At 74.2% G+C, this 9,745-nt stretch carries 11 protein-coding genes and 1 pseudogene; 6 read left to right on the top strand and 6 right to left on the bottom strand.

Annotated features, from left to right (window positions below):
* Positions 1-744: fused MFS/spermidine synthase (locus AB0G13_RS32350; RefSeq protein ID WP_357882748.1), on the bottom strand; the 744-nt coding region annotated here is incomplete at its 3' end.
* Positions 745-802: 58 nt separating this feature from the next.
* A complete protein-coding gene (locus AB0G13_RS32345; protein WP_357882745.1) occupies positions 803-1,783 on the bottom strand; it encodes a DUF2267 domain-containing protein in 981 nt (326 codons plus the stop codon).
* 212 nt (positions 1,784-1,995) lie between these two features.
* On the opposite strand from AB0G13_RS32345, the gene AB0G13_RS32340 reads away from it, so the two are divergent.
* Complete coding sequence (locus AB0G13_RS32340) at positions 1,996-2,310, top strand: hypothetical protein (RefSeq protein ID WP_151454803.1); 315 nt, start codon at positions 1,996-1,998, stop codon at positions 2,308-2,310.
* A gap of 54 nt (positions 2,311-2,364) precedes the next feature.
* Here AB0G13_RS32340 and tnpB read toward each other — a convergent pair whose 3' ends face one another.
* The 4 genes and pseudogenes from tnpB to AB0G13_RS32320 form a co-directional block, all read right to left on the bottom strand.
* Positions 2,365-3,735: an IS607 family element RNA-guided endonuclease TnpB gene (gene tnpB, locus AB0G13_RS32335; RefSeq protein WP_357882741.1), complete on the bottom strand. Its 1,371-nt coding sequence runs from the start codon at positions 3,733-3,735 to the stop codon at positions 2,365-2,367.
* A gap of 11 nt (positions 3,736-3,746) precedes the next feature.
* Positions 3,747-4,229: pseudogene (locus tag AB0G13_RS32330) on the bottom strand (IS607 family transposase); the annotation flags it as partial.
* 90 nt (positions 4,230-4,319) lie between these two features.
* Positions 4,320-4,664, bottom strand: coding sequence for an STAS domain-containing protein (locus tag AB0G13_RS32325; protein ID WP_357882738.1), 345 nt, complete (start codon positions 4,662-4,664; stop codon positions 4,320-4,322).
* 57 nt (positions 4,665-4,721) lie between these two features.
* The gene (locus AB0G13_RS32320) at positions 4,722-5,120 is read right to left on the bottom strand and encodes an STAS domain-containing protein (RefSeq protein ID WP_357882735.1); all 399 of its coding nucleotides are present in this window, start codon (positions 5,118-5,120) and stop codon (positions 4,722-4,724) included.
* Between the two features lie 206 nt (positions 5,121-5,326).
* Between AB0G13_RS32320 and AB0G13_RS32315 the strand changes: the two genes are divergently transcribed.
* The 5 genes from AB0G13_RS32315 to AB0G13_RS32295 form a co-directional block, all read left to right on the top strand.
* Positions 5,327-7,087, top strand: a complete 1,761-nt coding sequence (locus AB0G13_RS32315) for a PP2C family protein-serine/threonine phosphatase (protein ID WP_357882732.1) — start codon at positions 5,327-5,329, stop codon at positions 7,085-7,087.
* Positions 7,084-8,136: a cobalamin-dependent protein gene (locus AB0G13_RS32310; RefSeq protein ID WP_357882729.1), complete on the top strand. Its 1,053-nt coding sequence runs from the start codon at positions 7,084-7,086 to the stop codon at positions 8,134-8,136. Before AB0G13_RS32315 ends, AB0G13_RS32310 begins: the two co-directional genes overlap by 4 nt.
* An 85-nt stretch (positions 8,137-8,221) precedes the next feature.
* Complete coding sequence (locus AB0G13_RS32305) at positions 8,222-8,569, top strand: STAS domain-containing protein (protein WP_357882726.1); 348 nt, start codon at positions 8,222-8,224, stop codon at positions 8,567-8,569.
* A gap of 70 nt (positions 8,570-8,639) precedes the next feature.
* The gene (locus tag AB0G13_RS32300) at positions 8,640-9,086 is read left to right on the top strand and encodes a response regulator (RefSeq protein WP_357882723.1); all 447 of its coding nucleotides are present in this window, start codon (positions 8,640-8,642) and stop codon (positions 9,084-9,086) included.
* A gap of 160 nt (positions 9,087-9,246) precedes the next feature.
* Positions 9,247-9,745: ATPase (locus AB0G13_RS32295; RefSeq protein ID WP_357882720.1), on the top strand; the 499-nt coding region annotated here is incomplete at its 3' end.

The raw sequence follows: 9,745 nt of genomic DNA, 5'->3' as shown, positions 1-9,745 counted from the left end.
CTCGGCCAACCGGCGCGCGGTCCCGCCGTCCACACCGGGCATGCTCATGCCGGGGGCACCCCCGGCACGCGGGCGTAGCAGGCGTAGCGGACCTCGTGCGGCGGCGAGCACCACGTTGCCGTAGCGCCGCCCGCGCAGCATCCGGCGGTCGGCGACCAGGCAGACGTCGGCGAAGACCGCCCGCAGGGTGGCCACCTGGACCCGGGCGAAGACCAGCGGCGGCAGGTCGGTCACGTTGACCAGGAGCACGCCGTCGGCGCGCAGCGTCCGGGCCACCTCGGTGACGAACTCGACGCTGCGCACGTGGGCGGGCATCCGCGCCGCCCGGTAGATGTCGGCGAGCACCAGGTCGTAGCCGGCCGAGGGCGCCCGGGTCAGCGCGTCCCGGGCGTCGGCCACCCGTACGTCGACGTCGGCGGGCAGCGCCGGCAGCTCCCGCGCCACCAGGTCGACCACGGCCGGATCGCGTTCCACGACCAGTTGCGGCGAGCCGGGCCGGGTGGCGGCCAGGTAGCGGGGCAGGGTCAGCGCGCCGCCGCCGAGGTGCAGAGCGGCCAGCGGGCGGCCGGGCGGCGCCGCGAGGTCGGCCAGGGCGGCCATCCGCCGCACGTACTCGAAGTGCAGGTGACGCGGGTCGGCCACGTCCACGTAGGACTGCTCGACGCCGGCGGCGAGGAGCGTACGCCCGGTGGGGCGGGCCGGGTCGACGACCAGCTCCAGCCGGGGCGCGTCGGGGGAGTCCATCCCGGCAGGCTAGCCGGGGCGGGCCGGCGGGTGGGCGCCCGCCGGCCCGTGCGCCGGGTCAGCCGGCCGCCATCCCGGCGCCCGCCTCGTCGATCGCGTCGTCGACGGCGTGGGCGAGGTCCACGTCCATCGCGGTCACCGCGCCGGCCTGCCGGGACCGTACGGTCAGCACGGCGGTGGTCGGGTCCGGGCGGCCGATCCGCGGGCCGCGACCGGTCTCCTGCCGCAGCCGGTCGATCCGGTCCAGCACCCGGTCCAGGTTGTCCGCCGGCAGCTCCACCGTGCGCGACAGCGAGTCGCCGTCGCCGGACCAGTACGGCAGCTCGCCGAGCGCCTCGCGCAGGTCCACCTCGCGCAGCGGGGGCGTCGCGCTGACCGCGCCGACCACTCCGCCACCGACGGCCGGCGGCTCCAGCAGGTCCCGCAGGCCGTCCGGCACGTGCAGCGACTCGATCAGGTCGCCGTCGTGGTCGACCAGCGCCGCCACGGTCGCCTCCGCCTGGTAGCGGGCCTGCTCCGGGGTACGGCCGCTGATCCGGCCCACCTCGGCCAGGAAGCCGGGCAGGTCCTGACGTCGTCTGATGCCGTCCACCGGGAGGACGTCGTGCAGCTTCGTCGGCACCGCCGCCAGCAACCGTCGGCGTTCCGCCTCGCCGAGGGCGAACGCCAGGACCAGCACGGTCGCCTCGACCCCCACCTTGGCGGTCCGGAAGTCGGCCCCGGTACGGCGCACGACGTCGTCGACCAGCGCGTGGTAGCCCAGCGGAGTCCCGTCCGGCGCGCCCGGCCCCCGGTCCGGCAGGGGACGGGGGGACTCCGGGACGCCCGCCGTCGGTGGAGCCGGCCCGCCCCGGGCGCTGTCCGGCTTGTGGCGGCTGCCGGCCGGCGGCGGACCGGCGCGCTTGCCCTGGTCCAGGTGGGTGAGCTGCTTGGAGGCGCTCAGGCTGGCCCCCGTCTCGCTGGCCTGCATGCCGCGCTCGCGGGCCTGGCGGGCCAACGCGCGGCGGCGTTGGTTGTCGCCCTCCATCTGCTTGCGCATGGTGACACCTCGCTTCCGCTGGTGTTCCCTCGCTTCCGCCGGTCGCCTTCCCGTCGTCGCCGGGACCGAAACGGACGCCGACGGCCGGGCCGGCGACGCCCGGGCCGGCGGCGGGGAGCTTCATCCGGCGGGGGTGAGGGGCGCTCACCCGGCGGGAGCCGACGATCGCAGCGGACCGGAGAACTTCCGAGAACGCGGAAGGACAGGTCGTGATGAAGAGGATCGTCGAGATCGTTCCCGCCCGACCCGGCTGGTACGCCCGCTGGCGTCTCTCGCCCGAGGACACCCGCTGCTATCCGGTGAGCCTGTGGGCGCTGCTGGAGGAGGGCGACGGCTCGGGCCGTGAGGTGGTCGGGGTGGACTGCATCGGGCAGTGGCCCGGAGCGGACGACAACGAGGCGGGTGGGGTGTTCGTCCGCTATCTCTTCCAGACTCCCGATTCCGGGCCGCCGGAGGACGCCGAGCCGCCGACGACGGGGCAGCGGCGTACGACCGGGCCCCGGCTGCAACCGCTCACCGCACCCTGATCCTCACTCCGGCCCCCGGCCCCTGGTCCCAGGGTCGGGGGCCACCGTTACCTTTCAGTGCGCTCTAGTGAGCACGCGATCAGCAGTCCTACCTTGCGGTGGGACGGTCCCGGTCTGGCCGGCGGATGCCGTGCCGGGTTCACGCTTCATGGCCATCTGCCCGCGTACGCGGGTCTTACGGTCGGCTCCACGTGCTGCCACCGGGCCACTCCCGGCGGGGTCGAACTCGGCCGCGAGGGCGGCTAGGTTCAGCGCGGCGTTGCGGTCGCGGTTCATGATCAGGCCGCACGCTTGGCAGTGGTACTGGCGCTCGGACAGGGCGAGCTTGGCTTTCGCCGCGCCGCAATCCGAGCATGTCTTGCTGGATGGGTACCAGCGGTCGGCGATGATCAGTCGTGCGCCGTTCCATTGGGTCTTGTAGGTGAGCTGGCGGCGGATTTCGGCGAATCCGGCGTCGGTGATGTGCCGGGCCAGCCTGCGGTTGGCGAGCATGCCGGTGACGTTGAGGTCTTCGACCACGATTGTGCCGTGCTCGCGGGCGAGTCGGGTGGTGAGCTTGTGTATGCCGTCTCGGCGTAGATTCGCGACGCGGGCGTGGGCGCGGCCGAGGCGGGCAGCGGCGCGTTCCCACCGTTTCGAGGGCCGTCGTCCGATACGCCGGTCCGGACCCTGCTTGCGCGACAGCGTCCGGCTCAGCGTCCGCAGCCAGGCCTGCGCGACGGTCAGGTGGCGCGGATTGTCGACTAGTTCGCCGGTGGACAGCACCGCGAGGTGCGTGATCCCGACGTCCACACCGACCACGCTGTCGGGTCGGGCCGGCGTTCGCTCGCACCGTTCAACCTCGACGACGTGCCACCGGCCGCCGTCACGGCGGACCGTGGCGGACATGATCCGGGCGGTGCCTGCTTCGAGGCGGCGGGCGAGTTTTCGGGCCGACTCGTGCGGCTTCAACCGTCCGAGCCGGGGCAGCACCACATGCTTACGGCCCGGCTCGACCCGGATCGTGCCGGTGGTGAACCGCACGGACGCGGTGGTGCGGCGGCGGGATTTGAACCGGGGGAACCCGACCGGCCGTCCGGCCCGCTTACCCGAACGAGAGTCAGCCCAATTCCTCAACCCACGAGCGAGCGCATCCAGGCCGGTGTTGAACGCCTCCTTCGAGCATTCCCTCCACCACGGGGCGACCTGCTCCTTGGCGGCGTTCCACGTCTTACGCAGGGCGGGCAGCGTCCACGACATGCGTGGGGTCAGCAGGTCCTCCGGCACGCCGTAGGTTCGTTCGGCGGCCCGCTGGTCCATGACGGCCTTGACCCGCGCCAGCGCCCAGTTATGCGCAACGCGAGCGGCCCCGGCATGCGCCAGCACCGCACGCTCCTGGCCAGGGCTCAGGTCGAGGGCGAACCGGTACGCCTGGATCGTCTTCACGCCGGGTCGCCCTTGGTAACGTCGCGCACCAGGTCGTCGTCCACCTCGGCCGGGTCGACCACGAGCAGCCGGCGACCCTGCGCGGCGAGGGCGGCCTCGACATACTCGGCTCCGAAACGCGCGAATCGGCCGCGGTGCTCCACGACGATGGTCGTCACGGCCGGGTCGCGCAGCAGGGCGAGGAACCTCTTGCGGGGCCCGTCCAGTGCGGATCCGACCTCGGTCACCACCCGGTCCACGGCGAGACGCTGCCCGGTCGCCCATGCGGTGACCCTGGCGACCTGCCGGTCCAGATCCGTCTTCTGGTCAGACGACGACACCCCGGCGTAGACCACGACTTGCCCGGCGTTCCGGGTGGCGCCGATCAGGGGCTCGCCGACCATGATGAGCCGCCCGAGCCGGAATGTAGGAACAGGCAACGTCCCGGCCGCGTACTGCCGACGAGCGGTGATATACGCGATGCCCTGCGACGCTGCCCATTCCTTCAAATTCACCTACTGCACCATAGAGCATCAGAGAGCGCCAAAGATCACCGGCACGCTAGCTGCCGCTAACCCCTCGCCCACCCGGGAGTGCGGTCGGCCTCAGCCCGCCCGGCGGCTGACGCCGTCGGTGGCGCGTTCCACCGCGAGCAGCTCGGCCAGACCGGTGCGGTCGAGCAGCTGCTGGAGCTGGGGACCGACCCCGCAGAGCCGGATTGCGCCCGTGCCGCCGTGGTGGGCGGTCAGGAACGCGCTGAGCCCGGACGAGTCGCACAGGCTGACCGCGCTCAGGTCGAACAAAAGCTCCTGGTAGCCGTCCCGGCGCAGCTCGGCGGCGGCGGCGACGAGTTCCGGGGCGGTGTCGAAGTCCAGCTCACCGGACAGCCGGAGCCGGGCGCGTCCGGCGTCGAGCCGGCTCACCTCGATGGTCAACAGCTGGGCGGCCATACGCCCATGTTCCCAGTCGCGGGCCCGGGTGCAAAGCCGGGGGGCGGACGGATCGCGTCAGGCCATGCCGGCGGGGTGCCCGGCGGCACCCTCCGCCGCCGTCAGGCCCTCGTCGAGCGGCCGGGCGAGCAGGCCCGTGACGCCGGTCATGTCGAGGATCGTCGCCAGGAACCGGGGCACGGCGCGCAGCCGGAGGGCGGTGCCGCACTGCTGCCCCTCGCGCCACGCGTGCACGATCACCCCGAGGCCGGTGCTGTCGATGAAGAGCAGGCCGGTGAAGTCGAGGACGAGGGCCGGCGGGGCGTCCGCGAGCACCCGGTCGACCTCGGCGCGCAGCGGCCCGGCGGTGGTGTAGGCGAGGTCGCCGCCCACCCGGATGAGCGGTGCGGCCGGATCCGACCGGTCGACGGTCATGCTCAGCGGAGTCGCCTCGGGATGGCTCCGGTGGGACAGCACGATCACGCCTTTCCGCAGGCCGCCGAGGGCAGGGTGAGGGGATCGTAACAACCCCCGGCAGGTCCCGCCCGGTACGCGAATCGCCAACCGCGCGACGGGCGTCGGGTGGCGGTCGCGGCACACGGGCGTAGGGTGGGTGTCAGAGATTTGACCACATGCGCCGCCTCACGGTGGTACGGGTGCCGACAAGGAGTGGGGCTTAGCTGGTGACTGCTGCCGACGTCCGGGACTGGGATCCCGGCGACGGACGGATCTCCACACCGAGGGCCGCCCGGGCCACGGCGTGGTCCGCCGACGCTGCGGCACGCCCGGCACCCGCGCTCCCCGCGCTCGCGGCCGACCGGGAGCACGCGGCACCCGACTGGTCCGAGGTCGTCGAGCACTTCCGCGAGGGCCTCGTCGTCTGCGACGCGCACGACGTCGTCCGGCACGTCAGCCCGGTGGCCGAGCGGCTGCTGCCCGAGGTCACCGAGGGCGAGCTGCTCGCGGCGGCCGGCATCCCGGGGCTGGCCGACGGCGCCGAGTTCACGCACCACGGCCGCCGGCTGCGCGCGCGCCAGGTGGCGCTGTCGGCCGCCCGCTGCTGCTGGTACGTCGAGGACGTCACCGAGAGCGTCACCCGCGCCGACGCCCTGCTCGCCGAGCGGGCCCGCTCGGCGTTCCTGGCGGTCGTCGGCGAGAAGCTCGGCAACCCGCTGCACCCCGACCGGGCCGCCGCGGCGGTGGTCCGGCTGGCCGTGCCGACGCTGGCCGAGGTGGCGGTGCTGGTGCTGGCACCTCGTTCCGGGCGGGCCCGCTGGTGGCGGGCCGCCCGCAGCGACGACGACACCCCGGTGGTGGACAGCGGCGTCCTGCCCGCCGTCGACCTGCCCGCGGCGATCACCGAGGGGCTGGCCGGCGTCGAACCGCACACGGTCGACTGGCTGGTGGACCAGGCCGTGCAGGCCGGCTGGCTGCCCGGGCTCGATGCGGCGGACGCCTGCGCGCGGGTGGTGCCGCTGCCCGGTCGGGACGCCCCGGCCGGCGTGCTGCTGGTCGCGCGGCGCGTCGACCGCTGGTACGACGAGGCCGACGTGGACCTGGTCCGTGCCTTCGCGGCCCGGGCCGGGGCGGCGCTGACCACGGCGCTGCTCTACCGCGACCAGGCCGAGGTCGCCGACACGCTCCAGGCGAGCCTGGTGCCGGTGGAGCCGGCCGAGGCGACCGGGGTGCAGTGGGGCACCGCCTACCGGCCGGCCCAGGCCGGCCTGCGCATCGGTGGCGACTTCTACGGCTCGCACCGGCTGGCCGACGGCGGCTCCGTGTTCTTCCTCGGCGACGTCTCCGGCAAGGGCGTCGAGGCGGCGGTCTTCACCGGCCAGCTGCGTCAGTGCCTCCAGGCGCTGCACCGGGTCGAGTCGCAGCCGGGGCGCCTGCTGAAGCTGCTCAACGACGCGCTGCTGGAGACCAGCCAGGCGCAGGGGCAGGGGCGTTTCGCGACCATGGTGCTGGGCGTGGTCCGCGCGCATCGCGAGGGCGGCCTCACCCTGACGATGGCCGGCGGCGGCCATCTGCCGCCGTTGGTGCTGCGCGGCTCCGGCGAGGTCGAGCCGGTTGCGCTGTCGGGCATGCTGGTCGGCGTGGTCCCCGATCCCCGCATCGGGGAGGTGACCGTCCGGCTGGAGCCGGGCGAGACCTGCCTGCTCTACAGCGACGGGGTGACCGAGGCGCGCGGTGGCCGCCGCGGCAACGAGCAGTTCGGCACGGAGCGGCTGGTCCACGCCGTCACCGGCTGCCAGCGGATGCCCGCCCCGGCCCTGGCCGAGCGCGTCGAGCAGGTGACCTGCGACTGGCTGGGCCACGGCGACCACGACGACATCGCCGTGCTCGCGCTGCGGGCGAGCGGCCCGGATGGGCGTACTCCCCGGCATCTGCACGCGGTGCCCGACGCGACCGGCACCGCCGAGGCGAGGGGGACCCGACCGTGACCGCCGCCCCGGCCGCCGGGGTCACCCCGGCCAGCGCCTGGCCCGGATACCTGTACTGCCTCCAGGAGGCGGACGAGTACGCCGCCATCGAGGTGGCCACCGGCCTGCTGGAGGCCGGCGTGCCCGCCGAGCGGGTCCTGCTCGACCTGGTCGCTCCGGCGCAGGCCGAGGTGGGGGAGCGGTGGGCACGCAACGAGTGGAGCGTCGCCCAGGAGCACGCCGCGACGCACATCAGCGAGCGGGTGGTGGCGGCCGTGGCCGCGTACGCGAACCCGCGCCCGACGCGGGGACGGGTCGTGGTGGCCTGCATGGACGGGGAGTGGCACGCCCTGCCGCCCCGGCTCGTCGCCGAGGTGCTGCGGCTGCGGGGCTGGCAGGTCACCTTCCTCGGCGCCAGCGTCCCCGCCCCGCACCTGGTGTCGTACCTGCACCGGCACGACGCCCACGCGGTCGCGCTCGCCTGCGCGTTGCCGATGCGCCTGCCCCACGCGCACCGCATGATCGAGGCGTGCCGCCGGGTGGACGTTCCCGTGGTGGTGGGGGGCCGGGGCTTCGGCGTGGACGGGCGCTGGGCCCGGCGGCTCGGCGTAGCCTGGGCGCCCGACGCCCCGAGCGCCGCCGACCTGGTCGCCGACGAGCGGGCGCTGCGCCGTGTCGCGCCGGCGGAGCTGAGCCACCTGGCCGACGACGAGTACACCAGCCTGATCAAGCGGCGCGGCGAGCTGATCGACGAGGCGCTGGCAACGCTGCGGGAACACGACCCGGGCACGCGCGACTACACGCCGAGCCAGCTGGACTCCACCGTCAGCGACCTCGGGTACATCGTGGACTTCCTGGCCGCCGCGCTCTACGTCGACGACGTCTCGCTGTTCACCGAGTTCGTCGACTGGCTGGTCGAGATCCTCACCAGTCGTGGGGTGCCGGCCCCCACCCTGCGGGTGACTCTGGAACACTACGAACGGGTCCTGCGCGACTTCCCCCGGGCCGCGCGGTTCCTCGGGGCGGCCCGGTCGTCCGTGGCCTCGGCGGGCGGCGCCGCAGCGCGCTGAGCGCCGGTGCGGCCCCGGCGGGTGGTCCTGCTTATACTTGCCACACTGCAAGCGTCCGCCTGCGGTGGAGCGAAGGGGACCAGGGGTGACGTTCACCGTCACGCACGCCGACCGCGAGGGCGGGGCGACACGCCTGCGGCTGGCCGGCGAACTCGACCTGAGCACGGCGCCCGAATTCAACGCCGCCATCGACCGGCTGGTCGACGCCGGCGAGCGTCGCCTGCTGGTCGACCTCACCGAGCTCACCTTCTGCGACTCCACCGGCATCGCCGCCTTCGTCCGGGGCGACAACCGGGTCGCCGCCGACGGCGGGTGGCTGCGGGTGACCGGAGCCACCGGCCGGGTCGACCGCGTGCTCCAGGTGACGGGGCTCGCCGAGGTGCTGAGGCACCGGTCCGACCGGGCCGACCCGACGGCGCGGTCCGCCGGCTGATGGGCTAGATTTTCCCGCCGGCACAGAGCGCCTCGCGATTCTCCGTTCCACCGACCCGAAGCAGGTAGTGATGGGTGCAGACAGCCCGAGTCCGGTTCGCATCCTGGTGGTGGACGACGACCCGGGTGACGTGCTGATGATCGAGGAGGCCCTCGCGGACTCCGACGTCGACAAGGTCATCGACGTCGTCAGCGACGGCCAGGAGGCGATGGAGTTCCTGCGCCGCGAGGGACGGCACACCGACGCCCGGCGGCCCGACGTCATCCTGCTCGACCTGAACATGCCCCGGATGGACGGGCGGCAGGTGCTCGGCGAGGTCAAGAGCGACGAGGACCTGCGCACCATCCCGATCGTCGTGCTGACCACCTCCAACGCCGACACGGACATCGTGGGCAGCTACACGCTCCAGGCCAACGCCTACGTCACCAAGCCGATCGACCTGGACGACTTCAACGACGTGGTGCGCCGGATCGACGAGTTCTTCGGCCGGGTGGTCGTGCTCCCCAAGCGCGCCTGAGGCGCCTTCGGGCGGATCGTCCCCGCCGGCACCCCGTGACCCGCCCGGGGCCCGGGCGCGTCCGCATGGTGAACATTTTTTCCGAACCCCCTCCGCAGCCGCCCCCAGCGCCGAGGATCCAGGGTGGGGAAGGAAGACCAGCTGCCTGGGGGGCGACAGTATGAGGTTCTCCGTCGTTGAGACCGGTTACGACCAGCGGCAGGTCGATTCCTGCCTGGACGAGATGGGCATCCGGTTGGCCCGGCTCGCCGCGCGGGCGGAGGGCGCCGCGAGGGCCGGGCGCGAGTGGGACGAGATCCGTGACGAGGCGACGGCGCTGCGGGGCCTGCTCCAGCGGCTGGACCTCGGCGACGCGGAGCGGGCCCGGCGCGGCGCGGACGACGCCGACCGCGAGGCGGTCGACCTCCTGGCCCGGGCGCGGGTCGAGCTCGACGCCGCCCGGGAGGAGGCCCGGCAGGTGCGCGAGCGCGTCTACGCCGAGGCGGTGCAGGCCCGCCGGGACTTCGAGGAGGCGCTGCACGCCCGGCGCAGGCGCGAGGCCCGGGTGGACCGCATCCTCGACGGGCTGACCGTCGAACCGGTGCCGGCCGACACCCCGACCGCCGCCGCCGGTGTGCCCGGCAGCGGGGTGCCGGCGACCCGGATCGCCGCGCGCGGCG

Origin of the sequence: Micromonospora sp. NPDC023633 (genome assembly GCF_040640035.1) — a bacterium.
Classification (GTDB): domain Bacteria; phylum Actinomycetota; class Actinomycetes; order Mycobacteriales; family Micromonosporaceae; genus Micromonospora.
The sequence above is the reverse complement of the archived record's forward strand: the minus strand, read 5'-3'. Positions and strand labels throughout refer to the sequence as shown.